Origin of the sequence: Bacterioplanoides sp. (assembly GCF_965219715.1) — a bacterium.
Lineage (GTDB): Bacteria > Pseudomonadota > Gammaproteobacteria > Pseudomonadales > Oceanobacteraceae > Bacterioplanoides.
On sequence record NZ_OZ244785.1, the window covers coordinates 215,169 to 242,168 of the forward strand.

A 27,000-nucleotide genomic window follows, 5' to 3' on the forward strand; every position below is an offset into this window, starting at 1 on the left:
GTCAAATATGAGTAATTGGTAGCAGGATAGGGCAATAGATTTCTATCGAAGCATTAATACAATGGACGCATAATCAGTGGTAATTCAATTACCGGCTCTTCAGGAACTATCAATATTTCGTAATCTTTCTGATTCAAACCGTCAATCACGTAGGTTGCCCTAAATGCACAGTTGCAGCCAACTACATTAGGCACTATGGGTTTGTACTCCAATATAATTTCATTTGAGTTGGTCATTCTGTAATTCCCGAATAGCCAGGTTGTTCCACAGTTAGGTGTAAGAGTTGTTTTGATAATCAAACTGCTATGTTTCCACTGTGTGCTAATAACTTGGTTTTTAGAAGTTACTTCCTCTTCACACCATGAGAAGGAGAATGAAAGAGATTTATGCTGGTTGTGGTTCGAATACTCAGAAATAATTGTTGGTCCACCGATTAGATCGAAAGATAACAAGGAAACGATTAGCAAAATGAGAGAAAGTACCGATATTAAAGCTTTAAAGTGATTCTTCATTGGGCTTTCTGAATCAAAATGACGACTTTCGGTTTAGCTTTCCACCGCAATAAGGGCAGGCCAGGGAGGTCGACAACACTGTTCTATTGCAGTTCAGGCAATCACTTCTTTCTTTTGTGTTTATTTTTCCATCGGCTTTACCATCCATAAGGTCCACTTTCTCTATATACTTTCTCAGGTCTCCTTCGGTTAATCCGGTGTGGTCTTTTAGTAAAGTCCACATCGCCATTGTTACTAATTTTAGTTGCTCGTGACGTTGTTCCAGGTCCTTCAGGCGGATATCAGATGACGTAATTTTATGGTCCTGATATTTGTCCTTTTCTTTGCCTAGTTCAATGTCAGCCTTGGCATCATGAATTTGTCCTTGTTGAAACAAATCGAAAATAAAGTCAATCATGCTGAGTTCCGTTGTGTATTTAAAGCAGTGTACTGGCTGGTGATCGCGCTTGGCCTTGTTACACAGCAGTTGTTGCCCACTGTGATTGTTTAATTTTATACAACTCATGCTCTCTGAGTTTGTGTCCGATAGGCAAAGCTGGATGCTCGAAGCTTGATGATTGCTTGAGCATACCTAACCTTTTCATCACGGCCAATGAGCGAACATTATCTTTGGCTGCAAAGGAAACGACTTCATAAAGGTTTAGCTTTGCAAATGCTACTCCTAGTGCTGCTTGCGCTGCCTCAGTTACAAGTCCTTGTCCCCAGCGCTTAGGATTGAGTCTCCATCCAATCTCTACGCATGGAGAAAATGGCAGATCATGACTGGGAATATGCAAACCAGTGAAACCTATAAAGCAATTTGTGGACTTTTCCTCAAGTGCCCAGAATCCCCATCCTCTCTCAGTGATCAGAGACTGACAGCGTAAAGCCATTTCATTACTTTGTTCTTGCGACAGGGGCGAAGGGTAGAACTCCATAACCTGTTCATCAGAGTTCATATCAGAAAACGGCTTGAAATCACTCTCTTTCCATTGACGGAGAATTAACCGCTGTGTTTCTGCTTCAATTATTTCAGTCATTCCACTTAGCGAGAAGATTACTCAATTTTTGGTTTCGCCGTGTAACATTTTAGTTATAGACATGCACGTTTGCAGAAATAACAGGCGCCGGTTATTTCTACTGATAACTTTATTAGACCTATGATTCTGCAACAAATTTCTGAGGGCTTCCAGTACAATGAGCATTTCAGTCGCGTGTCTGTGTGCAAATATGCAAGAAATTCGGCGGAGGCAGGAAATAAGTTTTATAGAGATCCATGTTCTGTCATGCATGGATTAGCGAAAAAACTCAACCATATGTGTCCAGAATATGGCTGAGTGGACCATCATAATTGTCCTAAAGCTCTTCTCGTGGAGAGAGAAGGGGCATGCAAAGGAGGCCAGGGCAGGCCTCCGAAGGTTTCATCGTTAAGCCATCTTAGCTTGTAATGCGTTATCTGCGATTACCGACTCCTGAAAGGCTTTGATACCGCTTTTAGCGTTCGCTTCGCGTACCAGCTCCAACTCTTCTGCTGTTGCGTATTTCGCATCCCACTCCAGCACTTTAGGAATCATCAGCTTGTGCCACAGGGGTGGAATCAGAGCAACAACGATGGTGGTCAAGTAACCGCTGATCATCATTGGTGCTTCCGGGTAGGGTTTCAGATCCTGGTATGGCACTTCGCCTTGTGCATGGTGGTGCGAGTGACGTGTCAGGTTAAACATTGCCCAGGAGCTGATGCGTTTATTGGTGTTCCAGGAATGGCGTGGTTGTACCGGAGTTTCCGGGTTACGAACCATACCGTAATGCTCCATGTAGTTTACGATTTCCAGCAGCGCTTTACCCCAAAGCATACAAGCGATGATAAACAGGGTTGGCATCAGGCCGCTGAGTGCGTAAGCGATCGCAACCAGTAATACACTCATCAGGTGGCCACGGATCACGGCATTACGTGGGCCGAATAAAGCATAACCTTTACGGGTCAGGCGTTTTTTCTCAATTTTCCAGGCACTGATGTTTCCTTTAATCGTCGAAGCCAGAATGTGAAAGTAAACATTGCGGCCACGTGGTGCCGTTGCCGGATCTTCTTTTGTCGATACGTAACGGTGGTGACCGTAAACGTGTTCAATCGAGAAGATAGTGTCGAAGCTGAAGGCTAACAGCCAGCGGCCAATCAGCATGGAGGTCGGATCCCAGGTACGGTGGGTCAATTCATGGGCGGTGATGGTGCCCACTAAGCCAATAATTAAACCGGCTAAAATAAACAGCGCGATATAATGCAGTACACCAATACTGTCGCGCGCCGCTAACGCATCGTACCCGGTTAACTCAGAGGCGATTGCGCCCACAGAAAACAGATCGGTAGGGCTGATATTCCACAGCACCAGAAACATAATTAATGCCAGTAATGGCAATGCCATCCACAATTGTACCGTCAGAATTTGCGGCATTTGGTATTCCGGCGTTGACGTGTCATCACCCGAAATACTATCTCCGACTATGTATACCAGCAGAATGCCCGCCAGCGCATAAATAATATAATCACCGCTGAAAATCAGTGCAGCAATTACCGACAGGCTGGTTACGTGAAATAAAAAATATTTCAGGTAGTGAAATAACATCATGGCTGAGTCTCCTTTTACTCAAATGAGTAGTGGTTATAGGTGTTGTTATTTTTTTGAAAAACTAGTTAAGCGCTTTGTTTAACGTTGGATGGCTGGGTTTCTGGCGTCAACGTAACAAAGCGATCTGCGTGAATATGTTCTTGCCTGATGCCTTGCTGCTTCAGTACCACTTCAGCGGCATCGATCATGGCTGGTGGGCCACATAGGTAGGCGTGGCTGTCAGGGACTAACGCCTCCTGAATGTATTCGGTCACCAGGCCACGCAAACCTTGCCAATCATCTTCCGATGACGCGTTCTCTGGCTCTTCCGACAACACGGGCATAAATTCAAACTCAGCGGTCCACTGTTGTTTGATGTCTGCAATGGCTTCCAGGGCGTATAAATCCTGTTGAGTGCGTGCGCCAAACAACAGTAGCAGCGGGCGGTGGCGTGACTGTTTTACTTCTTCCTGTAGCATGGCAATGATGGGTGCCAGACCACTGCCACCGGCGATCATAACAATCGGGTTTTGCGCCGGACGTAGCCAGAAATCGCCCAATGGGCCTTTCACGGAGATACTTTCACCAACCAGTTGCTGCTGATTAATGGCGCCGGAAAAACGCCCGCCCGGCACTTCGCGCACGAAGAAACTCAGCTCATTGCTGCTTTCCTGGCGGTTAGACGGGGCCGAGGCAAAGGAATAGCTGCGTGGCAGGCCGGGCAGCGACGACAGTATCAGATCAGCAAACTGGCCCGGCTGATATTCCAGAGGTTCGTCAGTGCGGATCTTCAGTTCAGTGATATCGTGAGTCAGGCGATTTTGAGCAATGATTTCGCCAGAAACTTCTTTTAACGCATGTTGCGGCAGATCCAGGGTAATGCTGATATCGGTTTTGGGCACACTCTGGCAGGCGAGAATGTAGCCGTTATCCAGATCTTCATCCGACAGGATGTAACCCGCGTCGGTTAATTCTGTCACTTTGCCGTCGGTGAGCTGGCATTTACAGGCCGCACAACCACCAACCCGGCAAGAATGTGGGAATTCAATATCGTGGCGTAACGCGGCATTCAGCAGGGTTTCTTTGGGTAAGACTTCAATCACCTGACCGTTAATATTTGCATTGTGTGGCTTTTTATTTTTTTTGAAAAATGAAAACATGGTTGCGCTCCGGGGTACTCAATAGTGATTAGATTAGGGCAGCAGGCCCAATCCTCAGAGAGCAGAGATTGACACTAGGGGGTCATTTTTTGACAACTAAACCAACAATAACAACAACCGTGCAACCGGCAATGCCACAAAGTGATATCACCTTGCCTGGATTCTACGTCGCTCAGATTCTCGATGTGGTCGCCAGCTTTGGTGTTGATACGGGGCTGTGGGCCAGTGAACTTGGGCTGGAACCGATCGCCGAAGATCTCGATTCCGTAACCATGCCCTGGGATGTGTTTTATCGCATGGTCCAGCAGGCAGAAGGTTACAGCGGAGACACCGCACTTGGCCTGAAGGTTGGCCAGCGACTGGCAGTGAATACCCATGGCATTCTTGGATTTGCGGCGATGAACAGCGGTTCGATTCGCCAGGTTGTAGACCTGGTTGCACGCTTTATACCGTTGCGCACCGATCTGATTACCGTGGTTGGTGAGGTGCACCAGCAACACTTCCGCATTGTTTTTCAGGAAAAGCGTGAGCTGGATGATATTCGCCGCAGTGTGCTGGAAGCGATTGTACTGGCGATTAAAAACATCCTCGATTTTATCGCTATGGGAGAGAAACTCAGCCTTGAAGTTGCATTACCGTATCCGGCGCACCGATATTCGGATTTTCTCCGTTCGATGTTTAACACACCGGTGCATTTTTCTCAGGATTGGGTTGGCATCTCTTTACCGCTGGAGGTGGTCGACCGGCCGCTGAAAATGGCCAATAACGCCAGCTTCCGCGACGCCATTAAAATCTGTCAGCAAGAGCTGGAACAGCTGGAAAATCAGGACAGCCTGGCTACTCAGATCCAGCAGTTGTTGCTATCCGGTAGCCAGCAATTCCCGACTCTGGAAACCACAGCGCGTTGTTTTCATATGACACCGAGAACCCTGCACCGGCGTTTGCAGGAAGAGGGCACCAGCTACAAATTCCTGGTCGAGGACGTACGTCATCGGCTGGCATTGCAGCATTTCAAAAAAGGTGATTTAACCATTCAACAGGTCGCCTATGCGCTGGGATATTCCGACGTGGCGAACTTTCGTCGTGCTTTTAAGCGTTGGCAGGGCGTTCCCCCTTCGGAATATATCGAGTCACTAAAATCCGATTCATAACGAACTATGCAACGGCGGCATCAGAAATGGCGGTATCAACCGCTGATCTGGCGTTGCAATACGGACAATAACCCGGGGCGATTCAGCTCGCTGTACAGCGAGCTGAGTTTTTCCAGCGGGTAACTGAAATCACTGTCGACCCAGCGGCGTAAAATCATCCAGGAAGCACCAGCAAGGTAGTCAATCACATACGCCAATTCATCCGGATCACTTGGGGTTTTAATATGACAGCGAATGTATAAACCAATGGTGCGGCTGATGTAATTCTGAAAGCGCCTGATCACCAGATGTTGGATATCGGCCGCCAGTGCCAACTTCGAAAAGCGCGCGTGGTTTTTCCATTGTTCGAATAACAGGGTCGAGATGACCGGATCCGGATCTGGCGAAGCTTCGATATGCCCGGCAATATCCTGATAAAACTCGTCAAATACCTCGTCAATATAATCCAGTAATACGTCGTCTTTACGCTTGAAATGCAGATAAAACGTCTGGCGAGCGATATCTGCCCGGTTGGTGATGTCAGAGATTTTAATTTTCTGATACGACTGTTGCTCCATCAGACTCAGCAGTGCATCAACAATCTGGCGCCGGGTGCGTTCAATTCTGGGGTCGGACTTTTCTGACGGAGTATTTGTAAGAGTATTTACCGGAGAAAGTGACGATTTTTTAGCTGGCGAAGATTTTTGCGACATATCTGAAATTCTGTCAATTACAGGACATTTTTAAAAATTATGTCCATTGAGGCTAAAGCCAGACACGACTTTAATCAAGCTCAGTAACTAATTAGCCAAACGTATCGGGGAATAAACGATGGGAATTTTTCGTGATCATAAAAAGCGCCAGCAATTGAGCCAGACACCGCTTTATGAAAACTATCACGAGCGGGTTAAATATCTGGCGAACACCGATATGCCGATCGATTTTTTACTGGCGGGAGAGCTCGCTCAGATCCAGACGTTTGTGATTCCCAGTATCAGCCGGTTATTACATCGAACCAAGCAATACGAACACGCCGGGACAAAACGACTGGACGACACTCGTGCCATTCTGACGGAATGTATGGCCGATACAGTTCATAGTGACCGTGGCCAGCTGATGGTTGAACAGCTGAATTTTATTCATGGCCATTATCAGATCAGCAACGATGATTATTTATACACCCTGGCATTGTTTATGGTGGAGCCTGTGCGCTGGAGTGAAACCTTCGGTTATCGCAGATTATCAGAAGACGAAAAACAGGCGCTGTATCTGGAATTTCGTGATCTGGGCGAGGCGATGAACATTCAGCAAATACCGGAAGATTTTTACGCCGTAAAACGTTGGTATGAACAATATCGCCGGGAAAATATGGCGTTCGATCCGGCCAATCGTGCGGTCACAGAAGGGTTGATCCGTGGTATGCAACAGATGATGCCTAAGTGGATTCAACCACTGACCAGCCCGTTATTACGCACGTTCGTTCTGACCATGATCAATGATGATGTGGCGCTACAGGCATTGGGTATTAAGCCACCTTCGAAACCGGTTCAGGGATTACTGCGTGGAATAATGAAGTTGCGTTCCAGGCTGGCAAAACGCATTAACATCTGGCAGATATTTGATTATGAAAGCAGCCTGATCTATCGCTATTACAAGAGTTATCCGGGTGGTTATCAGGTTCGTTGTTTAGGGCCGGAAAAAATCATCAGCCGTTTACCTGCGACTGAAAAGGCAGCGGTTTGTCCTTTTAGCGGCTCGGTTAACCGTCAGCGGGAAGAAGAAAATGAAGTGGCAATGAACGCAAAAAACGAGGCCAATATTGTTGGTTAATCGTGGCCAAATTTATCCATAATCTGGCGATAGGCACCGTTGTCATGAATTTGTTGCAGGCCGCGGTTGTATGCGTCACGGATATCCAGATCACGAAACACCGGGACCGCCGGAACTCGTGGAAACAGCTGATCATTCGCATCGTAGGGGATGGTATAAAGGCTCTGGCGATAAAAATAATCGAATATCCAATAGTCCAGTAATACCAGATCAGCGCGGTCATTCATCAGCATATCGATCAAATGCTCCATGGATCTGTGCTGATAAAATGCCGGAGCCCGCTGAGTTGCTGCCTCCAGTTCTGCGCCAAAGTAGCCAATTACTCCCTGAAAACTGGCGATCCGATAGTTGCCCATATCGGCGATGGAATTCAGCTGGATATTTTTTGATTTAAGCGAGAATACTGTTGGCCGGTAAAGAATATGAGGGTCGCCATTAAACAAACCGGGCTGCTCGGTTACAAAACTGGGCACAACCAGATCGACCCGTTTGGCAACTAATTCTGCCATAGCGCGATGTAATGAATAAAACTGTACGTCAACCTGATAACCCTGCTGTTCCAATGCCGCTTTAACGGTGTCGATATCCAGGCCGCTGACGGGTTTCCGGATCATATAAGGCGGCCCTTCGGAGGTCGCCATAATCAATTGTTTGTTGTGTTGTTCTGGGTTTGCGAATGTGACGGGGGATATCAATAAATTGATCAACAGGGTCAGAATTACAGCGTAGCCAAACTGAGTGGTTGGGCTGGATGGAATTCTGAGGGTTTTCATAAAGTGTGATTGTCGGCCGTTAGTCAGGTAAGTATGCCGTAGTGACGATTTATCTCAACTTTTAGCATGGGTCGAGTAGCGAGCTGGCGCCACATACTCTCACTGAGCCATTGCGCGAATCATAACGAATAATAATCTGCCCAGAGTTCTGATTGCCGAGGTCACCATTACGGCGGTACACATAGCTGCATATCCGGCTGCTGGTATGGCGGAAAGAGCGGTAGTCCTGATTGTTGTTGTTAAACGCGGTTGTTGGGGCATCAACAAGAAGACCATCCCACAACTCATCACAGCCTTTGTTATTGCGGCCGATGTTTTCGTTGCCATTGCCCTTATCGATACCGATTGGGTAACCGATGTTATTGGTATCGATATTGTTATTGCCAAAACCCTGAAGGTTTTGCACCCGGGTGGCGTGGCCCTGACTACGGAAAATGGCTTTTACGGTATTCACGGCACTGCGCAGGCTGCCTGCTACTCCCTCAGTTTTTGCAATCACGGCTTCTTCGGACAGATCAGACGCTCTGGGGATAACAATGGCCGCAAGGATGCCGACCACTACCAGAGTGATAATCAGTTCAATCAGAGTAAAGCCTTGGTTGTGTCGCATGGTCGACCAGTAAAGTTTCTATTGAATGAGTATAGAAAACTCTGATCAAAGCGTCAGGCATTGTTACTAACGGTGTTGTTACAAACCGTAAACTTTCAGACTGATACGATATTGCTCGCTGACTTCAACGCCATCGTCGCGTAATCGTTCGGCCTGGCGTTCAGCGGCTTCACTGCCCGGAGGGAAGCTGATCTTGCCCTGGGAATTAATCACTTTGAACCAGGGCAGGGTTGTGTCTTTGGGCAAATTTTTCAGTACCTGGCCAACCCAGCGGGCGCGGCGTGGCATTCCGGCCAGTTCCGCCAGTTGGCCATAGGTAACCACTTTCGCCGCGGGAATGTTGGCAAGTGCGGTGTATAAACGTTCGGTGGGACTGAGGTCTTCAGTCATGAAGCGGCAGGCTCCTGATCAATCACAATGCTGCGGATGATGCCCATATCGAACCATGCCTGTAAAGCCTGCAGCACCTGTAAGGCAACCTGATCTTCTGCGAACCACTGCAACATAGCCTCGCATTGCTGGGCGAAATTATGGCCCTGTAGAAAGCCGTGAATCAGAGTTTGCTGATATGACTGCATTGAAATAAATTCGGTCAAACGTTCTTTACCGCGCCAGATCAGCCAGTGGCGGGCGTCGCCGACTTCAGGCTGTGGTGGCGTTTGTTCTGCTTTTAACGCCTGCCAGCTTTCCACGGCGTTAGTGTTACAGCTGAATAACTGCAGGCTGGGGTGGAAGCGAAACTGAATTTCAGGCCATAAGTCCGGTGAAATAACCTGCAATTCGGCAAGGGTTGCATGCTCGCTGTCGGCTGCATCAAAAGCACTGATTAAACGGCGCTCAAAGGCCGCCAGATCGGCCAGAATCGGATACTGTGAAAAGAACTCATCCGTTGCCAGGTAATCCGGTAATGCATCGGCAAACTGGCGCAACGAACGAAACGTCGATGGATTCTGGCGTACGTAATCTTCCACCATTTTTTCGAATAAATCATCGCCCAGATAAATACCCAACAGTTCGTGATCGGTGTCGATGGTTTCGCGCAAACGCAACATATATGCGTTGGCGTAAATCTGCATCCGGCTGGCAGCAGGCAGGCCAGCCTGTTCACTGACCCAGCCATGAAACTGTTCGCCGGTTTGCTGATTCGGTGCCAACAGGTACTGCATAAAATCCTGTTGCAATTGCTTCAGTTTGGGGGCTTTGCAATCCTGATCAGCCATAAATAACGTCCTGTTGGGTTGTGGTATTAATGGCTAGTTGTTGCGCCGTGAGTTCTTGGTTAGCGATGTCTTTGGCAACCTGTAATTCGGCGTACAGTTCCGGGAATTCCGGGATGTTGTCGTCACGTTCAATCATGGTACTGATGGCGCCAAAGCGTTTTAATGCTTCACGATAAAGTTGCCAGACGGCATCCGGGACATCGTGATCGTGGGTATCAATGACATGATCGCCAAAATCGCTGTGGCCGGCTAAATGAAATTGCTGGACTCGTTTGGGATCGATTTTATTTAAGAATTCCAGTGGTTCGAAATGGTGGTTACGCGCGCTGACGTAAATGTTGTTGATGTCGAGCAGAATCAAACAGTCGGCTTCTTCTGCTACCTGGGATAAAAACTCCCATTCGTCCATTTCGCTGTTGTTGTAGGACAAATAACTGGAAACATTTTCCAGCAAAATGCGTCGCCCTAAAAAATCCTGTACCTGTTTTACTCGCTCTGCAACGTGAGCAACGGTTTCCATGGTATAGGGCAGGGGTAATAAATCGTGGCTGTTTTTGCCATGAATGGATGTCCAGCAAATATGGTCAGAAATCCACTTCGGCTGCACGTCATTTGCCAGCTTTTTTAATGCCTTTAAATAATCCATATCCAGTGGGTCGGTGCTGCCAATCGACATCGATACTCCGTGCATCACCAGCGGGTACTGCTCGGCAATAGCATCAAGGTAATAACGTGGTTTACCGCCAGCGACCATATAGTTTTCCGACAGAATTTCGAACCAGTCTATGTCTGGTTGATGTTGCAACACATGTTCGAAATGCTGGGTTCTTAATCCCAGGCCGAAACCGAGAAAAGGGTGGGTAATCGAGTTTTCAGATGGGGTTTTCATCGTTAGCTACAGGCAGTTAACACAGAGTTATTATTATGAACAGAAATGGCCGCATAGCGCGACCATTCTGCGGGATGGTCGGGCAAATTATGCGCCTTCTTTACCACCGATATCAGCACAAGATTTAGCTGTTGTGGTTACGAAACCAGTACCTTTACAAGAAGCATGACCACCACAAGCGTTGTTGGCTGTTTTGCAGTCGTTGTGACCTTTACAGATGTTCACGCCATAGCAATGAACCAGATCGGCTTTGGATACAGAACCTTTCCAGTCATCTTTCTGTTCGCCACCCACGTCCGCACACGCTTTAGAAGGCATGCCAACAAAGCCGGTGCCTTTACAGGACGCCTGGCCAGAGCAGGAGTTATTTGCAGTACCACAGTCATTGTGGCCCTTACATACGTTTACGCCGTAACAATGAACCAGATCGGTGCTACCTGCCGGAGTTGCCGAAGCGCTATCCGTGCTGTTGGTTGCACAGCCAGCCAGACCCGCAACAGCTACTGCTAATGCAGCACCGGACAGCAGATTTTGAGCTTTTTTATTCATGGTCGTTTCCTGTCTAATTCAGATTTTTAGTTATCGCTTATTGCGGCCGTGCCAGTCGGTTAAATACTAACCTGGTCAGGGCAACAGTCCGTTCCAGCGTGAAGTTAGAGTAGACAGAAATTCGTAAGTTCATCTTTTGTTGAGCTTTTTTCTCTCCTTTCTGATGCTTTTGTTTTAATACGGCATTTTTATAGATCCGATTTAATTGGTTTGCTTTTTGCTGATTCATTTGTAGTTAAGACAATTCACTCATCGACATCTGCAATCAGGGAGAGCCAGGCCATTATGGACGTTAATACACGGAATATCGTATCAGCGACGGCAACGTTGGGTATCGACCGGCAACAACCGCGGCAAACAGTGGCCGAGGCAACAACTCCTGCAAAGCCTGAAAGCGCGGGTGAAATCTATCAGATCAGTGATCGTGGGCAGAAGTACAGCGCCGAGTTAGAGAAAAATACTCAGTTACTGTTTGAGCTGGCGCCGTTGGCAATTCCCGGACCGGCGGATATCAAACAGTTTGAGCAGGATTTTGGTCGGGCACTGCAAAAAGCCGGTATTGATGGTGATGAGACGATTGAGCTGACAACCGACTATGATGGCAGAGTGATGGTTTTAAATGATCATCCGCAAAAAGATCGGATAGAAGCCATCTTTGAAAAAGATCCGGAACTGCAGCAACAATTTGCCAAGGCCAGTCAGGCGAGAACGTTTCAACAGTTGGGGGAACTACACAACCAATGGCTGAAAAAAATCGAATCCGGCATGAATGAACAAGCTGCAGGCTTGTGGCTGGTGAATGAAGCCAGAGCACTGACGGATCGTTCACAGGTCATGAAGTTTAATTCTGATGGCAGCGAAGCCGTTGCCGATTCAAACAGCAATAGTACGTCTCAGGGGGCGATGATGGCGGCGTTTTATCGTCAGATATCCGGCTAGGGGGAATTCGGTAATATAAAAAAAGCCCTCTCTGGAGGGCTTTTTTTATTGGCAGCAGAACTAACGGATTACAAACGTAAGCCGCCGTCCACTTCAACCATGCGACCAGACACATAGTCGTTTTCCATCAGATAAGCGACGGTATGAGCAATTTCTTCCGGCTGGCCCATACGTTTGGCCGGAATACCCGCGGTCATTTTATCCAGTGCTTCTGGTTTCATGCCTGCCGTCATCTCAGTAGCGATAAAGCCCGGAGCGATGGCATTTGCGCGAATGTTGTAACGCGCCAGTTCTTTCGCCCAAACCACGGCCATGGAAGCAACACCGGCTTTAGCAGCAGAATAGTTGCTCTGGCCCATATTACCGGCACGTGAGATGCTGGAAATATTGATGATACAACCACCTTCACCCGATTCGATCATTTTCACCGCGGCTTCACGGCCACACAGGAAAACACCGGTCAGGTTTACATCAATCACGGTTTGCCACTGAGCCAGTGACATTTTGGTGATTTCACCATCTTTGGCTTTTACCATTAAGCCATCACGCAGAACACCCGCGTTGTTGACCAGGCCATGCAGACCACCCATCTGGGTAACAATGCCAGAAAAGGTTTCTTCTACCTGTTGCTCATCGGCAACGTTACACAGGAAAGTTGAAGCGCTGGAACCTGCAGCTTCCACCTGAGTTTTTGTTTCGTCCATCAATTCCTGATTGAGGTCGATAACGGCGATCCTTGCCCCTTTTTCTGCCAGATAAACCGCCATAGCACGACCTAAACCCTGGCCAGCACCGGTAATGGCAATCACTTTGTCTTGTAAGTTCATATGAACTCCAGTTAATTAACTAAGGGGATTTTCATCCCGGCCTCATACCACTCAATTCAGGAAAACCGGGGTTCAGGAAGGCAGAGATACAGGCCGTTCCTGATGCAGCGGAAGTATAGACAAATGCCGACACAAATCGTGCTCTTGACAAGTGATTAACTAGGTAAAAGTACTGGTTTTATGCACTAAAGTCGTAAGTATTTTGGGTTTTGCCACTCGCGCGCAGATTAACAAATGCTCAAACAGATTGAATTTCCGCGACTGGTCAAATCAAATCTGTGGCTGCTACACTGCCTCGCTGTCCGATCTGATCTGAGATTTATTCCGTCTATGAGCAAAAGCGTTATTACTGAAGCCGCGGTTAACGACCAGGAATACACCGTTGCCCAATTGGCGGAAGAGTTTGGTATTACCCCACGTGCCATTCGTTTTTACGAATCAAAAGGCTTACTGCAGTCACGACGTGAAGGCCGGGCAATGTTTTATGATCGGCGTCAGCGGGCCCGGCTGAAAATTGTGCTGCGTTCCAAGCGTGTAGGGTTCTCGTTGGAAGATACCAAACATTATCTCGATTTGTACGAAGCTGATCGCACCAACCCGCAACGTCTTCTCGATTTACAGGAGCATTGTCAGGCCCGCATTCAGGAGCTGGAAGCACAACGAAAAGCGCTGGATTCCGCACTGGAAGAATTGCGCGGCATCGAACAATCTGCCCGGCAAGATCTGGAGCATCTGTCCTGACGCTGGCAATCTCGCTTTCGTTCTTTGTGTTCTTTTCAAACATCGCTGTCATATTTATCTGAGCATTTAGGCCAATAGGCCAGCGCACTTCGTCCCTTGACCCAAAGCAAGCGCTTGGGTAGCTTGAGTTACGTTAACGTAACTCGACTTCAGGAGCCTTTATGACACTGCCTTTGGAAGGAATGTTGGTACTCGATTTATCCCGCTTGTTGCCTGGTCCTATGTGCTCCATGCATCTGCGCGATATGGGTGCCCGGGTGATTAAGGTAGAAGACACAGGTGCTGGTGACTACGTGCGCACCATGGGTATGCCAAAAGGCATGATCAGCCCGGCGTTCGATATTCTTAATCGTGGTAAAGAATCCATCTCTATTGATATCACCACACCAGCCGGTCACGACATTCTGATGGGTCTGATCAAACAAGCCGACGTGTTATTAGAAAGTTTCCGTCCGGGTGTGATGGATCGTTTAGGTCTGAGTTACGACAAATTAAAAGCAGCCAATCCACAAATTGTGGTGTGTGCGATTTCCGGTTATGGCCAGACAGGCCCTTGGGCGAATAAGGCCGGCCACGATATGAACTACACCGCCACCGCTGGCATTCTCGATCAGTGTGGTGAAGCCGGTGGTGCACCAACCCTGAGTAACTTCCAGATTGCTGATTTAGCCGGTGGCGCCCTAAGTGGTGCTATGGCGATTCTGGCCGGGTTAGTAGGGCGCCTAAGCGCTCAATTACGAGGTGAACCAGGCGAAGGTTGTTATCTGGATATCTCAATGACCGACTGTGCCTTTGCTAATAACGTGATTCCACTGTCAGTGATGAATCTGGCTGGTCGTACGTTGGCGCGTGGTGAAGATATGCTTACCGGCGAACGCCCGTGTTATTCGCTGTATGCCACCGCCGACGGCAAACATATGGCCGTGGGTTCTCTGGAAGCGAAATTCTGGGCTCAGGTATGTGACACCCTGGGTCACCCGGAATGGAAAGAACGTTACACCGATAAAGGTGAACAGGCCGAACAATTGCGCGCCGAAGTGGCTGCAGTTTTTGCCAGTCAGCCACAATCACACTGGCGTGAAGTATTCGCCGATACTGATTGTTGTGTGACACCAATTCTGAAACTCGAAGAAGCCTTCGAGCATCCTCAATTGTTAGCTCGTGAAATGGTTCAGGTATTAACTAACCAGGCCGGGCAAAAATTACGTTGCCCAGCGCCGGCAATTAACTTCGCTTCTCATAATGGCGACAAAAAAGAATTAATAAACGAACCTGGCCCGGCCCAGGGACAACACTCAAAAAATATCTTAAGCGAGCTGAAATATGCCGTTCAGGATATTGAAGAATTTATTCAGCAGGGCGTTTTACGCGCTGACTGATATTAACTGAATAAATCAGTACACCTATTTAATAAAGATAATTAACTGGAGCGAATCCGATGATCCCTCGTAATGTCTACACCGAAGAACACGATATGTTCCGCGACGCGGTGCGTAAGTTTATGCAGCGTGAAATTGAGCCTCACACAGAACAGTGGGAAAAAGACGGCCACATTTCTCGCGAAGCCTGGAAAAAAGCGGGTGATGCCGGAATTCTGTGTACCCATCTGCCTGCGGAGTATGGCGGTTCTGAAGTGGACTTCCGTTATTCAGCCATTGCCATTGAAGAGCAAATGCGTGTATTCGCAACTGGCCCGGGTTTCTCTCTGCATTCCGATATCGTTGCCCCTTATATCCTGCATTACGGTAACGAAGAACAAAAACAAAAGTGGCTGCCACAAATGGCGTCCGGTGATGTGATTTCTGCCATCGCTATGACTGAGCCAGGCGCAGGTTCTGACCTGGCAGGTGTTCGTACCACCGCGGTTCTGGACGGCGATGACTACGTCATTAACGGTTCTAAAACCTTTATCACTAATGGTCAGATGGCTGACCTGATTGTGGTAGTGGCTAAAACCGATACTTCAGCCGGTGCTAAAGGTGTGAGCCTGTTCCTGGTTGAAGCGGATCGTGCTGGCTTCCAGCGTGGCCAGAACCTGAACAAGGTTGGTATGAAAGCCCAGGATACATCAGAGCTGTTCTTCGACAACGTTCGTATCCCAAAAGGAAACTTATTAGGTCAGGAAAATAAGGGCTTTATTTACCTGATGCAGGAACTGCCACAAGAGCGTTTAAGTGTCGCGCTGATGGCGGTTGGTGCGATGCGCGCTTGTTATGAAGCAACGGTTGAATACGTGAAAGAGCGTAAAGCCTTCGGTAAGCCAATTGCTGCACTGCAAAACACCCGCTTTAAACTGGCAGAAATTCTGACCGAAGTTGAAGTAACTCAAGCCTACGTTGACCGTTGTTTAGCATTACATTGCGAAGGTCAGCTGAGTGTTGAAGCTGCGGCTTCCTGTAAGCTGTGGGCGACCGAAGCTCAGTGCCGCATTATCGACGAGTGTGTGCAGCTGCACGGTGGTTACGGTTATATGTGGGAATACCCGGTTGCTCGTGCTTACGCCGATGCTCGTGTACAGCGTATTTACGCCGGTACTTCCGAAATTATGAAAGAAATTATTTCTCGTACTATCTGATTCTAAATAATTATTTTTTTAAGTTAATGAAAAGCGAGAGCAGATTGTAGGCGAGGCAGGGAGAACAAGGAAAAACCAACGAAAAAAGCGGAGTTTATAAGTAATAAATGAGCAATTTTGAGTTGGTTATGACGCAGTTCTGGCAACGCAGGTAAATCTGAATCGCTTTTCTGGAGAAAGAGATGACTGAAGCTTATATCTACGACGCGGTACGTACTCCGCGCGGACGTGGTAAGAACGATGGCAGTTTGCATCCGGTTACCCCAATTAAATTAATTTCCGGCCTGTTAAAAGGTCTGCAACAACGTCACGATTTAGATACTTCTCTGATTGATGACGTGGTTCTGGGTTGTGTTGAACCGGTAATGGAACAGGGCGCCGATATCGCCCGTACTGCTGTGTTAATGGCCGATTACAGCCAGCAAACTGCCGGTACTGTCGTAAGCCGTTTCTGTGCTTCTGGTCTGGAAGCCGTAAACATGGCGTCTGCCAAGGTTAAAGCGGGCGAAGCTCAGCTGACCATTGGTGGTGGTGTTGAATGTATGTCTCGTGTGCCTATGGGCGGCGGTGGCGGTGCGTATTACACCGACCCATACGTAACTAACAAACTGTCTTTTACTCCTCAGGGTGTTTCTGCTGATTTAATCGCGACGCTGGAAGGTTTCTCCCGTGAAGACGTTGATGCTTACGCGGTTGAATCTCAGCGTCGTGCGGCACACGCCTGGGAAAACGGCTACTTCGATAAGTCGGTAATTCCGGTTAAAGACGAACTGGGTCAGGTGATGCTGGCGAAAGACGAACATATGCGTCCTGGCGTTAGTGTTGAAGATTTAGGTGGCCTGCGTCCTTCATTCGAAGGTCCGGGTAAAATTGGTTTCGATGCCATTGCTCAGCAGGTTTACCCTCAGGTAGAAACCATTAATCACGTTCACCACGCGGGTAACTCCTCCGGTATCGTTGATGGCGCGGCTGCGGTATTAATCGGTAATAAAGAAGCCGGTGAAAAAATGGGCCTGAAACCTCGTGCCCGTATCGTAGCTCAGGCGTCTGTTGGTTCAGAGCCAACCATCATGCTGACGGGTCCAACCCCAAGTGCGTTAAAAGCGTTAAAAAATGCTGGCATGAAACCAGAAGATATCGATCTGTGGGAATTAAACGAAGCATTCGCTTCTGTGGTTCTGAAGATGATGAAAGATCTGGATATTCCACGCGAAAAAATTAACGTAAATGGTGGTTCTATCGCTATGGGTCACCCACTGGGTGCCACCGGTGCGATGATTTTAGGCACGGTTCTGGATGAGCTGGAACGTACCGGTAAAAAGACCGCATTAATTAATTTATGTGTTGGTGGTGGTATGGGTACTGCCACTATCATCGAGCGAGTGTAGGAATAACTATCTGCGTTGCCATTGCTGCGTTAAAAATTTTTTCAGAATGCTCATTTATAACGACATAAACTGCGCGTCTTTAAAAATTTTTGCCTTGCACTGACTGCTTCGATCAACGCTATTCCGGCAGCAGAAAGAGCAGTGGTAACTCAAGGAGAAAAGCTATGAAAAATATTTTTAGTTACGAAATAGATACCGACGGTTTAGCGGTATTAACCTGGGACGACCAGAACGGCCCGGTTAACTCTTTATCCCAGGCGGCGATGCAGTCTCTGTCTTACAATGTTGACGAGCTGGTAGCTAACGCTGATGTAAAAGGTGTGGTACTGGCTTCGGGTAAATCGGATTTTGTGGTTGGTGCCAACCTGAAAGAAATCCTGACCATGCAAACCGGCGACTACGACAAAGACGTTGCCAGCACCATGGAATTTATCCGTTTAATTCACTCCACTATGCGCAAAATGGAAACCGGTGGTAAGCCATTTGTTGCGGCCTTAAACGGCACTGCGCTGGGTGGTGGTATGGAAGTAGCGCTGGCGTGTCATCAGCGTATTGCTGCGGATAACGCTAAAGCGAAATTCGGCTTCCCGGAAGTAAACTTAGGCCTGCTGCCAGGCGGCGGTGGTACTCAGCGTCTGGCTCGTATGGTTGGTGTTGAAAAATCTCTGCCTTGGTTAACTCAGGCAACTCAGGTAGGCCCTAAGCCTGCTTTAGAAGCCGGTCTGGTTGATCAGGTGGTTGCGGCTGACGACGTTATCGCAACCGCTAAGCAGTGGTTAAAAGATAATCCGGAAGCGATTCAGCCTTGGGACGTCTCCCGTATTGATCGCAAGAAAAAATTCCGTCTGCCGGGTGGTGAAGTTCAGACACCTAAGGTATCTCAGGTGTTTATGGGCGCAGAAGCCATGCTTCGTAAGAAAACCCTGGGCAACTACAATGCACCACAGAAAATTCTGGAAGTATTGTTCGAAGGTTGTCAGGCGCCAATCGATGCGGCACTGGAAATTGAAGGCCGTGGTTTTACCCAGCTGCTGTTATCCAGCCAGTCTAAAGCCATGATCCGTACCTTCTTTATGGCGTTGCAGGATGCCAACAAACTGAAGAACCGTCCGAAAGGCGTTGATAAAGCACGCTTCTCAAAAGTCGGTATTTTAGGCGCGGGCATGATGGGTGCCGGTATTGCGTATTCTTCTGCCATGTCGGGTATTCAGGTTGTGCTGCTGGACAGCACGCAGGAATCGGCTGATAAAGGTAAGGCGTATTCTGAAGGCCTGCTGACCAAACGTGTTTCCCGCGGCAAGATGGCTGAAGAAAAAGCACAAGGCGTTTTAAGCTTAATTAAAGCAACCACCGATTATGCAGATCTGGAAGGTTGTGAGCTGGTGATCGAAGCGGTATTCGAAGACCGCGCCATTAAAGCGGACGTAACGGCTAAAGCCGAAGCGGTCATTGGTGAAGACGCAATTTTTGCTTCTAATACCTCTACGCTGCCTATTACTGGCCTGGCGGAAGCGAGCAAACGTCCGGATCAGTTTATTGGTCTGCACTTCTTCTCACCGGTAGACAAAATGCAGCTGGTGGAAGTGATTCTGGGCGAAAAAACCTCGGATGAAACACTGGCCAAATCTCTGGATTACATCCAGCAGATCCGCAAAACACCAATCACTGTAAATGACAGCCGTGGTTTCTACACTTCCCGTGTATTCAAAACCTACGTACTGGAAGGTATGGCGCTGCTGAAAGAAGGTGTGGCTCCGGCACTGATCGAAAATGCTGGCCGCATGGCGGGTATGCCGGTTGGTCCTCTGGTGCTGTCTGACGAAGTAACTACTGAACTGATGGATCGTATCACTACCCAGACTAAGAAAGACCTGGGCGATGCTTACATCGAACACCCAGCCGACGAAGTTGTGAACTTTATGGTTCACGAAGTAAAACGTATCGGTAAAAAAGTCGGTCAGGGCTTCTACGATTATTCCGAAGATCGTCGCGACAAGAAGCTGTGGTCTGGTTTAGCAGAGCGCTTCTCGGTTGCTGCAGAACAGCCTGACGTTGAATACGTAAAAGAGCGTTTGTTAGCTGTGCAAGCGGTTGAAACCCTGCACTGCTTTAACGAAAACGTTATCACTAATGCGATGGAAGCGGATATCGGTTCTATCTTCGGTTGGGGCTTTGCGGCACAAACCGGTGGTGTGATTTCTTACGTTGAAACCATTCTCGGCCTGGAAAACTTCATCAAGCTTGCTGATGATCTGGCTGAAAATGTTGGTCAGCGTTACGCGCTGCCTGAGATGGTTCGTGAGAAAGCCGCAAAAGGTGAATCCTTTTACGGTTAAGTCTTACGGCGGTTAATTAACCGTTGTTAGATTGCGTTAAGAAAACCGGATCTGGAAACAGATCCGGTTTTTTTATTGCTAACGACTTCGTTATCAAATAGCCTCTGTTGTAATCGATTGCTCACATTTAGATCAGTTCAGGATCATGGAAATACTCTTAATTCCCGCTTTTATATTTTTATGGATATTCGTTGAATACAGACATAGAACCTTTAAGCCTGAAGGGAGAAATGGAGGGTTGCACTTTCTTGAGTTTATAGAAAGTCTTCTGGGAGCAAAAAGGGAGGTCATTAACTCGCTTATTACAGGCTCATGCTCTGGCTATTCTATATCCGGAACTTATCGAACGCATAAGGTTCAGGTCAGGCAAGTAGCAACCTTTATTCAAATTAAAATTATTAGCCAGGATTTGAGAGTGAAGTCTTTAGGTAATGATATGTTCAGGTATAAATCTGGTTCCTATTTTTGCGAGATTAGGCTTGTAGATATTCTTTCTGGAAAAGTGACTAATGATACCTTGAAGGAAATGATCGATGCTGTTATTGATGAAACACAGAAGATTGAAAGTAGTATTAAGCAGGTTAAGTAAACTATGGCGACTATAGAACAGCTACGAATCATCCTCTCAATCCTGTTATTTATCTTTGGTTGCTACTTTGTCTACGATCTGTTCGCCAATGGCTTTGACTTTCTTGTTTTATTATTGATGCTTGCAGGATTCTACCTCGCTAAGCTTATGTGGCCAAAATACAGCAGAATGTCAGACAGATATGAATGGTTGGAAAGCGTTGGGGAAATTATCGAATTTCCAATCAGTATCTTCATTCAGGGAGCGAAATTTCTGGCTCAGTCGGCACGGTTGATGGGTGACGATTAAAGCTTTAGTCAGCAGTTGAATAACTGGCTGTTAATTAAATAACCATCAAGATATCTGCTATATAATCATTCTTTTTGATAAAAAATGTTGATACTTTTATTGATAATTGCTTTGTCAGAAACCCTTGTTTTGCATTGGTCAGACCTATAGACTCCGCGGCCCATTTAATTGCTAAGGATGCAGGTTTGAAAAACTACAAACTTCTCGTCGGTTTACTTCAAATAAAAATAAAAATCCTTGTAAGCTTTTTTATGTTGCTGGTTTCAGCAATCTCATACTCTGATACGCCTCATATCGACTTTGTTACTAATCGCCTGAGTCAGGAATTTCCCGGTTCGGCTGGTACTTTGTGGCAGGTAACGCATAACAACACCATCGCAGGCTATGGTTCGCGTAACGATAGTTGGTTATTACAGACTCCAGGATGCTGGGGTGATGCTCAATGTACCGATACAGGAGCGTTGCAACACTACGCTGACACGATACGTGAAGATATTTCCCGGGCCCGCCACTGGGTCGATATTACCACTCTGGTGACTTACCCTGATGGTGTCTTCCAGGAAGCCATTGTTGCTGGTATTAAATCGGCCTATGCGGCAGCACCTCAGGTTCAGATTCGTATTTTAGGTGGAACACCACCGGTTATGGGTAACTTCAATACCTCATTCAGCGAAACGGCAGCAGCCTACATGACTCGCTTAAAAGCCGATTTAGGCGACATTGCCGACAATGTGAAAATTTCGGTCGCAGGTGTTGAAACCAGCTGGTTGTATTCCTGGAATCACTCAAAAATTATTGCGGTTGATGGCCGCACCAGCATTGTTGGTGGTCACAATATGTGGGAGGCCGCTTATGGCCAGGTTGAGAATCCAATCAGTGATTTAACCATGCGCTTGGAAGGCCAGGCTGCAAAATCAGCTCACACCTTTGCCGATTTATTATGGACATTTACTTGCCGCTGGAGTGATGGTGTGGTGAATAGCACATTTTATGTCGACCTGGTTTCGACCCAGGCCAGTGGTGATGTTTGTCCGGCTGCTTTCAGTGCTCCTGCCATCGCCTATAACGGCAACGCCAGCGTACTTGCTTTGGGTGGCCTTGGTTTCGGTATGGATGTACCGGGCGGTCAGCAAGGTGGGCTGTCAGATGCCAATGACAGTGAGGCGGATTGTTCATGGTTCTTCGCGGATTACGTCAATGATAACCAGGAGTACACGGTGGCAAATCCTGAAGAAGAAGGTCTGCGTGCTTTTATCAATAGCGCAACTGATTCCGTGTTTATTTCTCAGCAAGACCTGATTGCTCCGTGCGCACCGCCATTTGCGAACTCATATTACGATGCTCGTTTATTTGATGTTCTGGCTGACAAATTGAACCAGGGTGTAAAAGTACAGATTGTGGTGAGCACACCGGGTGCTAAGCAGAGCCTGTTGGCCCCTTATTCGAATATGAAAAAGATGACCGAAATCAGCGATATCCTGATTCGTAAAATTAAGCAGCGTGCATCGGTGTCTGAATCACAGGCGAAAGCGGTGATGTGTCAGTCGTTACAGTTAGCACCGTTACGGATTGCTTCTGGTGTGGGCACCTGGGCGAATGGAAACTCCATTGGTAACCATTCGAAAACCATTGCCGTGGATGCTGCTGCATTCTATATCGGCTCGAAAAACCTGTATCCGGCTACATTGCAGGATTTCGGTTATATCGTTGAAGATGTAGACGCTGCAAATGAGTACTTCCAGAGCTATCAAAACCCGATGTGGCAGAACTCGAAGTCTTCTGCCGTTATCGATTATCAGCAGGGTGTATGTCTGTAACATCGATCTTTGCAGCTAAATAGCTGTGACTTGCTTGCTTAAAAAGAAACCGGATCTGGAAACAGATCCGGTTTTTTTGTGGCCAAGTGATAGAGAAGAAACAGGCCAGCTTGATATCGTTGGTGAAATCATCGAATTTCCGATACGGGCCGCCATTCTAGCAGCTCGCACTCTGGCAAGAACAATCAGAACGTTGGATGATTAATCTAGTCTGAAATAACCGGTGCCAATGAATAAATCAACGTCCCCCCGTGTTTGGCATCCAGTCCAACAAGTTGAGCATTGTTATCGTTAAACTGCGAATAGTCTATCGCGCTACCATTTGAGTAACGGAAGGTATAAGAGCATTTAGTACGCGCCAGTGGCTGATATTTAATATCGTTATGGTCACAAACAGCGCTGGCGTTGCCATCGCGACTCACATCAATGGCAAAGTAGTGCCGGGCAACAAAATCAGTACTAGGGCTCAGGTCTGCAATAAAACGAATTTCATCGGTCAGTTCGGGTTCGGCTTTCAGGCAACCTGTATCTGGGTCCGAACTAACCACATATGTCTGATCAGCTTTGCTGGCGGATTCAACGTTAATACGCAAGCCATTATCTTGTGGAGTAAAGGTTAACGTCCGGCTTTCTTCGCCGCTGTAGCTTGCCGTGAATTTTTGCTCGGCTTCGAAGTTTCGAACCGCAATACTGGAACATTGCTCCTGCGAGTCTTCATCGCCAACACAGCCGGTTAATACCAGTGTCAGTGTTGCTGCCAATGCTTGCCTCAAAATTAACATCCTTGTGTTCACGATATTTGATTAATAACAGTATTGTAATCAACTGGCCGTTGCAAAGGTGTGACAAGTGTCTGATAACGCCCAGGAAAGTTCCCACCGGTTTATATCGTGTTTGCGCAACAGTCCTTCCAGCGATCGCATCTTCATAAAGCCTTCATTAAGCACTTTAATCAATCTCATCTACGCTGGTTCATAGAGATAGATGTGACCAATCACTGTCATAAACATCTTTCATTATCGCTCGGGAACCAGGCTGGCATTATGGATTCTTACTGAAACATCACAACACTAATTGACTGAGTCAAACGGGATACAGCTTATGAAGGCATCGGATCTGTTCGTAAAAGCATTGGAACAGGAAGGCGTGGAATACATTTTTGGTATTCCTGGTGAAGAAAATCTGGATTTACTGGAGTCGCTGCGAACCTCGTCAATCAAGCTGATTCTGACCCGGCATGAACAGGCGGCGGGCTTTATGGCGGCGACCTATGGTCGTTTAACCGGAAAAGTCGGGGTCTGTATGTCGACCCTCGGCCCGGGTGCCACCAACTTTGTGACGGCGGCGGCTTATGCGCAGCTGGGCGCCATGCCGATGCTGATGATCACCGGTCAGAAGCCGATTAAAGCGAGCAAGCAGGGCCGTTTCCAGGTTCTTGATGTGGTCGACATGATGCGACCAATCACCAAATACACGGCGCAAATTGTCAGCGGTGAACGTATCGCTTCCCAGGTGCGTGAGGCCTTCCGTATTGCCAGTGCCGAGCGTCCCGGAGCAGTGCATCTGGAGTTGCCGGAAGATATCGCCGATGAAGAAACTTCGCCAAATCTGATTCCCGAAAGTTCGATGCGTCGTCCGGTTGCGGAAGAAAAGTCGATCAAGCATGCGGTTGATATGATCGAACTGGCCAAGTCGCCGTTGCTGCTGATTGGTGCTGGTGCCAACCGTAAGATGTCGAGTTCTATGCTGACCGAGCTGGTGGACGACTTTGGTATTCCGTTTGTGACCACCCAAATGGGTAAAGGGGTGGTGGATGAAACCAAAGATCTGTTCCTCGGCAACACTACCTTATCCGATGGTGATTTTGTCCATCGCGCTATTGCCCACGCCGATCTGATTATTAATGTTGGTCACGATGTGGTGGAGAAGCCGCCGTTCTTTATGCGTGATAACGATAAAAAAGTTATTCATATCAATTACAACGCCGCGGAAGTAGACCCGGTGTATTTCCCTCAGGTGGAAGTGATCGGTGATATTGCCAACAGCATCTGGGCGATTAAAGACAAGCTTCAGTCGCAGAAGCATTGGGATTTCAGCTATTTCGATAAGGTGAAAAAGGCGGAAGAGAAAGAACTGCCACACGGTTGTGAAGACGATCGTTTCCCTGTGTATCCGCAACGCCTGGTCGCGGATGTGCGTAAGGCGATGCCCGACGATGGCATTATTGCGCTGGATAACGGTGTTTATAAAATCTGGTTTGCCCGTAATTACAAGGCGAAGAAACCCAATACCGTTCTGCTTGATAATGCACTGGCCACCATGGGTGCTGGTCTGCCATCGGCGATGGCATCAAAGCTGGTCTATCCAGACCGTCCAGTCATCGCCATTTGTGGTGACGGTGGCTTTATGATGAACAGCCAGGAGCTGGAAACGGCGGTGCGGTTAAATCAGCATCTGATTATTCTGATTCTGCGGGATGATGCTTACGGCATGATTAAGTGGAAACAGGCCAATATGAAGTTTGATGATTTTGGTCTCGATTATGGCAACCCGGATTACGTCAAATACGTTGAAGCGTATGGCGGTAAAGGCCACCGGGTAGAAGCAGCGGATCAGTTATTACCGTTGCTGGAAAAATGTATGCAGGAACACGCGGTGCATCTGATTGATATTCCAATCGACTACAGCGAAAACGATGAAATTCTGAATAATCAATTGCGCGTATTAAGCGCAAAAGTGTAAGCCATTATTCGGTTAAGGGAGGAAGAAACCATGTTAGCGAAAAGTTACCCTTATTATCTGGCCAACAAAGCGGTGTTTGCCAACGAAGATCTGGAAGTGACCGATAAATATTCCGGTGAAGTTGCCACCCGGGTGGCTCTGGCGGATGCGGCTGTGATTGATAAAGCCATTGCCGCAGCGGATGCCAGTCAGGAAGCACTGCGTAAAATGGCGCCGTATGAGCGTCAGGCGATTCTGAATCACTGCGTAAAACGCTTTGAAGAACGTTTTGAAGAAATGGCACAGGCTTTGTGTGTTGAAGCCGGTAAGCCAATCAAAGACGCTCGTGGTGAGGTAGGGCGCTTAATCGATACTTTCCGGGTAGCGGCGGAAGAATCTGTACGTATGAATGGCGAAGTGATGAATCTGGAAGTGGCACCGCGTGCCCGTGGTTATTCCGGTATGTACAAGCGCGTGCCGATTGGTCCGTGCTCTTTTATTTCGCCATTTAATTTTCCATTAAATCTGGCGGCACACAAGGTGGCTCCAGCGTTAGCCGTGGGTTGTCCGTTTGTTCTGAAACCAGCTAGCCGTACACCCATTGGTGCATTAATCATCGGTGAAATTCTGGCAGAAACTGATTTGCCGGAAGGTGCGTTTTCAATTTTGCCGTGCTCCCGTGACGGCGCGGATTTATTCACCACAGATGACCGTCTAAAACTGCTGAGCTTTACCGGTTCTCCGGATGTTGGCTGGGATCTCAAAGCCCGTGCTGGCAAAAAGCCGGTGGTGCTGGAGCTGGGTGGTAATGCAGCCTGTATCGTTGATGAAGATACGTCTGTTGAAAACGGCGACTTAAATGATGCCATTGAGCGCATTATTTTTGGTGCCTTTTATCAGTCTGGTCAGAGCTGTATTGGTGTGCAACGCATTATGGTGCACGAGTCGTTATACGAACCTTTTAAAGCCGAGTTTGTGCGTAAAGTTGGCGAGTTAAAAATGGGCGACCCTAAAGACGAAGAGACCTTTATTGGCCCGATGATTTCGTTGTCGGAAGCCAATCGTCTGAAAGGCTGGATTGATGAAGCACAACAGCTGGGTGGTAACCTGCTGGTGGGCGGTAATCAGGATGGCGCCATGCTCGAAGCCACGGTGCTGGAAAACGTCCCGGCGAACGCCCAGCTGAATACCGAAGAAGCGTTTGGCCCGGCGGCTATTTTGTCTTCATTCTCGGACTTCGATGATGCCTTAGCACAGGTCAACGACAGTAAGTTTGGCCTGCAGGCAGGCATCTTCACCAAAGACATCTACAAGATCCAGAAAGCCTGGGACGAGTTGGAAGTTGGCGGCGTGGTGATTGGTGATGTACCAAGCTGGCGGGTCGATAATATGCCGTACGGTGGTGTAAAAGATTCCGGTGTTGGACGTGAAGGCATTAAGTTCGCGATGGAAGATATGACCGAGCTGAGGTTGCTGGTAATTCGCGATAAGAATCGTTAATTCCGGTTTCAACTGCCACGAAAT

27 protein-coding genes are annotated in these 27,000 nt (G+C 47.8%); 13 read left to right on the forward strand and 14 right to left on the reverse strand.

All coding sequences use genetic code 11. The features are described from left to right. Window positions 1-53: 53 nt before the first annotated feature. From ACOQOZ_RS01490 to ACOQOZ_RS01510, 5 genes are all read right to left on the reverse strand, one after another. The gene (locus ACOQOZ_RS01490) at window positions 54-512 is read right to left on the reverse strand and encodes a hypothetical protein (RefSeq protein ID WP_420590513.1); all 459 of its coding nucleotides are present in this window, start codon (window positions 510-512) and stop codon (window positions 54-56) included. Window positions 513-525: 13 nt separating this feature from the next. Next, the gene (locus tag ACOQOZ_RS01495; protein ID WP_420590514.1) at window positions 526-909 is read right to left on the reverse strand and encodes a hypothetical protein; all 384 of its coding nucleotides are present in this window, start codon (window positions 907-909) and stop codon (window positions 526-528) included. Between the two features lie 58 nt (window positions 910-967). Then, window positions 968-1,531, reverse strand: a complete 564-nt coding sequence (locus ACOQOZ_RS01500; protein WP_420590515.1) for a GNAT family N-acetyltransferase — start codon at window positions 1,529-1,531, stop codon at window positions 968-970. Window positions 1,532-1,918: 387 nt separating this feature from the next. Next, a complete protein-coding gene (locus ACOQOZ_RS01505; protein WP_420590516.1) occupies window positions 1,919-3,115 on the reverse strand; it encodes an alkane 1-monooxygenase in 1,197 nt (398 codons plus the stop codon). A gap of 65 nt (window positions 3,116-3,180) precedes the next feature. Beyond that, entirely contained in the window at window positions 3,181-4,254 is a 1,074-nt protein-coding gene (locus ACOQOZ_RS01510) for a 2Fe-2S iron-sulfur cluster-binding protein (protein ID WP_420590517.1), read from the reverse strand. 89 nt (window positions 4,255-4,343) lie between these two features. Here ACOQOZ_RS01510 and ACOQOZ_RS01515 point away from each other — a divergent pair, with 89 nt between their 5' ends. Next, on the forward strand, window positions 4,344-5,405 hold the full coding sequence (locus ACOQOZ_RS01515) for an AraC family transcriptional regulator ligand-binding domain-containing protein (RefSeq protein WP_420590518.1): 1,062 nt from the start codon (window positions 4,344-4,346) through the stop codon (window positions 5,403-5,405). A 35-nt stretch (window positions 5,406-5,440) separates the two neighbouring features. On the opposite strand, the gene ACOQOZ_RS01520 is transcribed toward ACOQOZ_RS01515, so the two are convergent. Then, a complete protein-coding gene (locus tag ACOQOZ_RS01520; RefSeq protein WP_420590519.1) occupies window positions 5,441-6,097 on the reverse strand; it encodes a TetR/AcrR family transcriptional regulator in 657 nt (218 codons plus the stop codon). Window positions 6,098-6,215: 118 nt separating this feature from the next. Between ACOQOZ_RS01520 and ACOQOZ_RS01525 the strand changes: the two genes are divergently transcribed. Then, window positions 6,216-7,214: an oxygenase MpaB family protein gene (locus ACOQOZ_RS01525; RefSeq protein ID WP_420590520.1), complete on the forward strand. Its 999-nt coding sequence runs from the start codon at window positions 6,216-6,218 to the stop codon at window positions 7,212-7,214. Here ACOQOZ_RS01525 and ACOQOZ_RS01530 read toward each other — a convergent pair. The 6 genes from ACOQOZ_RS01530 to ACOQOZ_RS01555 form a co-directional block, all read right to left on the reverse strand. Next, a complete protein-coding gene (locus tag ACOQOZ_RS01530; protein ID WP_420590521.1) occupies window positions 7,211-7,987 on the reverse strand; it encodes a substrate-binding periplasmic protein in 777 nt (258 codons plus the stop codon). The genes ACOQOZ_RS01525 and ACOQOZ_RS01530 overlap by 4 nt on opposite strands. Before the next feature lie 61 nt (window positions 7,988-8,048). Next, window positions 8,049-8,597 carry a type II secretion system protein gene (locus ACOQOZ_RS01535; RefSeq protein ID WP_420590522.1) on the reverse strand — a complete coding sequence of 183 codons (549 nt, stop codon included), beginning with the start codon at window positions 8,595-8,597 and terminating at the stop codon, window positions 8,049-8,051. A gap of 78 nt (window positions 8,598-8,675) precedes the next feature. Further along, a complete protein-coding gene (locus ACOQOZ_RS01540) occupies window positions 8,676-8,987 on the reverse strand; it encodes an MGMT family protein (RefSeq protein ID WP_420590523.1) in 312 nt (103 codons plus the stop codon). Continuing rightward, window positions 8,984-9,817 (reverse strand): putative DNA-binding domain-containing protein, encoded by an 834-nt coding sequence (locus ACOQOZ_RS01545; RefSeq protein WP_420590524.1) that lies wholly within the window; start codon window positions 9,815-9,817, stop codon window positions 8,984-8,986. Before ACOQOZ_RS01545 ends, ACOQOZ_RS01540 begins: the two co-directional genes overlap by 4 nt. Continuing rightward, window positions 9,810-10,706 carry a DUF692 domain-containing protein gene (locus tag ACOQOZ_RS01550; RefSeq protein ID WP_420590525.1) on the reverse strand — a complete coding sequence of 299 codons (897 nt, stop codon included), beginning with the start codon at window positions 10,704-10,706 and terminating at the stop codon, window positions 9,810-9,812. Before ACOQOZ_RS01550 ends, ACOQOZ_RS01545 begins: the two co-directional genes overlap by 8 nt. Before the next feature lie 87 nt (window positions 10,707-10,793). Then, entirely contained in the window at window positions 10,794-11,255 is a 462-nt protein-coding gene (locus ACOQOZ_RS01555) for a hypothetical protein (protein WP_420590526.1), read from the reverse strand. A 285-nt stretch (window positions 11,256-11,540) separates the two neighbouring features. Here ACOQOZ_RS01555 and ACOQOZ_RS01560 point away from each other — a divergent pair, with 285 nt between their 5' ends. Next, entirely contained in the window at window positions 11,541-12,194 is a 654-nt protein-coding gene (locus tag ACOQOZ_RS01560; RefSeq protein ID WP_420590527.1) for a hypothetical protein, read from the forward strand. 68 nt (window positions 12,195-12,262) lie between these two features. On the opposite strand, the gene ACOQOZ_RS01565 is transcribed toward ACOQOZ_RS01560, so the two are convergent. After that, window positions 12,263-13,021, reverse strand: coding sequence for an SDR family oxidoreductase (locus ACOQOZ_RS01565; protein WP_420590528.1), 759 nt, complete (start codon window positions 13,019-13,021; stop codon window positions 12,263-12,265). A gap of 330 nt (window positions 13,022-13,351) precedes the next feature. On the opposite strand from ACOQOZ_RS01565, the gene ACOQOZ_RS01570 reads away from it, so the two are divergent. The 8 genes from ACOQOZ_RS01570 (at window position 13,352) to ACOQOZ_RS01605 (ending at window position 22,755) form a co-directional block, all read left to right on the forward strand. Continuing rightward, entirely contained in the window at window positions 13,352-13,762 is a 411-nt protein-coding gene (locus ACOQOZ_RS01570) for a MerR family transcriptional regulator (protein WP_420590529.1), read from the forward strand. Window positions 13,763-13,923: 161 nt separating this feature from the next. Then, window positions 13,924-15,141: a CaiB/BaiF CoA transferase family protein gene (locus ACOQOZ_RS01575; RefSeq protein ID WP_420590530.1), complete on the forward strand. Its 1,218-nt coding sequence runs from the start codon at window positions 13,924-13,926 to the stop codon at window positions 15,139-15,141. Window positions 15,142-15,200: 59 nt separating this feature from the next. Then, a complete protein-coding gene (locus tag ACOQOZ_RS01580; RefSeq protein ID WP_420590531.1) occupies window positions 15,201-16,337 on the forward strand; it encodes an acyl-CoA dehydrogenase family protein in 1,137 nt (378 codons plus the stop codon). Window positions 16,338-16,519: 182 nt separating this feature from the next. Next, window positions 16,520-17,725: an acetyl-CoA C-acetyltransferase gene (locus ACOQOZ_RS01585; protein WP_420590532.1), complete on the forward strand. Its 1,206-nt coding sequence runs from the start codon at window positions 16,520-16,522 to the stop codon at window positions 17,723-17,725. A gap of 164 nt (window positions 17,726-17,889) precedes the next feature. Then, window positions 17,890-20,061, forward strand: a complete 2,172-nt coding sequence (locus tag ACOQOZ_RS01590) for a 3-hydroxyacyl-CoA dehydrogenase NAD-binding domain-containing protein (protein WP_420590533.1) — start codon at window positions 17,890-17,892, stop codon at window positions 20,059-20,061. Between the two features lie 145 nt (window positions 20,062-20,206). Then, window positions 20,207-20,650 carry a hypothetical protein gene (locus ACOQOZ_RS01595; protein ID WP_420590534.1) on the forward strand — a complete coding sequence of 148 codons (444 nt, stop codon included), beginning with the start codon at window positions 20,207-20,209 and terminating at the stop codon, window positions 20,648-20,650. Window positions 20,651-20,653: 3 nt separating this feature from the next. Further along, a complete protein-coding gene (locus ACOQOZ_RS01600) occupies window positions 20,654-20,938 on the forward strand; it encodes a hypothetical protein (protein ID WP_420590535.1) in 285 nt (94 codons plus the stop codon). A gap of 251 nt (window positions 20,939-21,189) precedes the next feature. After that, window positions 21,190-22,755 (forward strand): hypothetical protein, encoded by a 1,566-nt coding sequence (locus ACOQOZ_RS01605; protein WP_420590536.1) that lies wholly within the window; start codon window positions 21,190-21,192, stop codon window positions 22,753-22,755. Window positions 22,756-22,961: 206 nt separating this feature from the next. On the opposite strand, the gene ACOQOZ_RS01610 is transcribed toward ACOQOZ_RS01605, so the two are convergent. Next, window positions 22,962-23,528, reverse strand: coding sequence for a hypothetical protein (locus tag ACOQOZ_RS01610; RefSeq protein ID WP_420590537.1), 567 nt, complete (start codon window positions 23,526-23,528; stop codon window positions 22,962-22,964). Window positions 23,529-23,856: 328 nt separating this feature from the next. Between ACOQOZ_RS01610 and ACOQOZ_RS01615 the strand changes: the two genes are divergently transcribed. Together ACOQOZ_RS01615 and ACOQOZ_RS01620 are read left to right on the forward strand one after the other, a co-directional pair. Next, on the forward strand, window positions 23,857-25,497 hold the full coding sequence (locus ACOQOZ_RS01615) for an acetolactate synthase large subunit (RefSeq protein WP_420590538.1): 1,641 nt from the start codon (window positions 23,857-23,859) through the stop codon (window positions 25,495-25,497). 30 nt (window positions 25,498-25,527) lie between these two features. Next, complete coding sequence (locus ACOQOZ_RS01620; RefSeq protein ID WP_420590539.1) at window positions 25,528-26,976, forward strand: aldehyde dehydrogenase family protein; 1,449 nt, start codon at window positions 25,528-25,530, stop codon at window positions 26,974-26,976. Window positions 26,977-27,000: the final 24 nt, after the last annotated feature.

Excerpts from the sequence above, each read along its gene's own strand:
- ACOQOZ_RS01490 (WP_420590513.1), bottom strand. The coding sequence starts at position 512 with ATGAAGAATCACTTTAAAGCTTTAATATCGGTACTTTCTCTCATTTTG.
- ACOQOZ_RS01495 (WP_420590514.1), bottom strand. The coding sequence starts at position 909 with ATGATTGACTTTATTTTCGATTTGTTTCAACAAGGACAAATTCATGAT.
- ACOQOZ_RS01500 (WP_420590515.1), bottom strand. The coding sequence starts at position 1,531 with ATGACTGAAATAATTGAAGCAGAAACACAGCGGTTAATTCTCCGTCAA.
- ACOQOZ_RS01505 (WP_420590516.1), bottom strand. The coding sequence starts at position 3,115 with ATGATGTTATTTCACTACCTGAAATATTTTTTATTTCACGTAACCAGC.
- ACOQOZ_RS01510 (WP_420590517.1), bottom strand. The coding sequence starts at position 4,254 with ATGTTTTCATTTTTCAAAAAAAATAAAAAGCCACACAATGCAAATATT.
- ACOQOZ_RS01520 (WP_420590519.1), bottom strand. The coding sequence starts at position 6,097 with ATGTCGCAAAAATCTTCGCCAGCTAAAAAATCGTCACTTTCTCCGGTA.
- ACOQOZ_RS01525 (WP_420590520.1), top strand. The coding sequence starts at position 6,216 with ATGGGAATTTTTCGTGATCATAAAAAGCGCCAGCAATTGAGCCAGACA.
- ACOQOZ_RS01530 (WP_420590521.1), bottom strand. The coding sequence starts at position 7,987 with ATGAAAACCCTCAGAATTCCATCCAGCCCAACCACTCAGTTTGGCTAC.
- ACOQOZ_RS01535 (WP_420590522.1), bottom strand. The coding sequence starts at position 8,597 with ATGCGACACAACCAAGGCTTTACTCTGATTGAACTGATTATCACTCTG.
- ACOQOZ_RS01540 (WP_420590523.1), bottom strand. The coding sequence starts at position 8,987 with ATGACTGAAGACCTCAGTCCCACCGAACGTTTATACACCGCACTTGCC.
- ACOQOZ_RS01545 (WP_420590524.1), bottom strand. The coding sequence starts at position 9,817 with ATGGCTGATCAGGATTGCAAAGCCCCCAAACTGAAGCAATTGCAACAG.
- ACOQOZ_RS01550 (WP_420590525.1), bottom strand. The coding sequence starts at position 10,706 with ATGAAAACCCCATCTGAAAACTCGATTACCCACCCTTTTCTCGGTTTC.
- ACOQOZ_RS01555 (WP_420590526.1), bottom strand. The coding sequence starts at position 11,255 with ATGAATAAAAAAGCTCAAAATCTGCTGTCCGGTGCTGCATTAGCAGTA.
- ACOQOZ_RS01560 (WP_420590527.1), top strand. The coding sequence starts at position 11,541 with ATGGACGTTAATACACGGAATATCGTATCAGCGACGGCAACGTTGGGT.
- ACOQOZ_RS01565 (WP_420590528.1), bottom strand. The coding sequence starts at position 13,021 with ATGAACTTACAAGACAAAGTGATTGCCATTACCGGTGCTGGCCAGGGT.
- ACOQOZ_RS01570 (WP_420590529.1), top strand. The coding sequence starts at position 13,352 with ATGAGCAAAAGCGTTATTACTGAAGCCGCGGTTAACGACCAGGAATAC.
- ACOQOZ_RS01575 (WP_420590530.1), top strand. The coding sequence starts at position 13,924 with ATGACACTGCCTTTGGAAGGAATGTTGGTACTCGATTTATCCCGCTTG.
- ACOQOZ_RS01580 (WP_420590531.1), top strand. The coding sequence starts at position 15,201 with ATGATCCCTCGTAATGTCTACACCGAAGAACACGATATGTTCCGCGAC.
- ACOQOZ_RS01585 (WP_420590532.1), top strand. The coding sequence starts at position 16,520 with ATGACTGAAGCTTATATCTACGACGCGGTACGTACTCCGCGCGGACGT.
- ACOQOZ_RS01590 (WP_420590533.1), top strand. The coding sequence starts at position 17,890 with ATGAAAAATATTTTTAGTTACGAAATAGATACCGACGGTTTAGCGGTA.
- ACOQOZ_RS01595 (WP_420590534.1), top strand. The coding sequence starts at position 20,207 with ATGGAAATACTCTTAATTCCCGCTTTTATATTTTTATGGATATTCGTT.
- ACOQOZ_RS01600 (WP_420590535.1), top strand. The coding sequence starts at position 20,654 with ATGGCGACTATAGAACAGCTACGAATCATCCTCTCAATCCTGTTATTT.
- ACOQOZ_RS01605 (WP_420590536.1), top strand. The coding sequence starts at position 21,190 with ATGTTGCTGGTTTCAGCAATCTCATACTCTGATACGCCTCATATCGAC.
- ACOQOZ_RS01615 (WP_420590538.1), top strand. The coding sequence starts at position 23,857 with ATGAAGGCATCGGATCTGTTCGTAAAAGCATTGGAACAGGAAGGCGTG.
- ACOQOZ_RS01620 (WP_420590539.1), top strand. The coding sequence starts at position 25,528 with ATGTTAGCGAAAAGTTACCCTTATTATCTGGCCAACAAAGCGGTGTTT.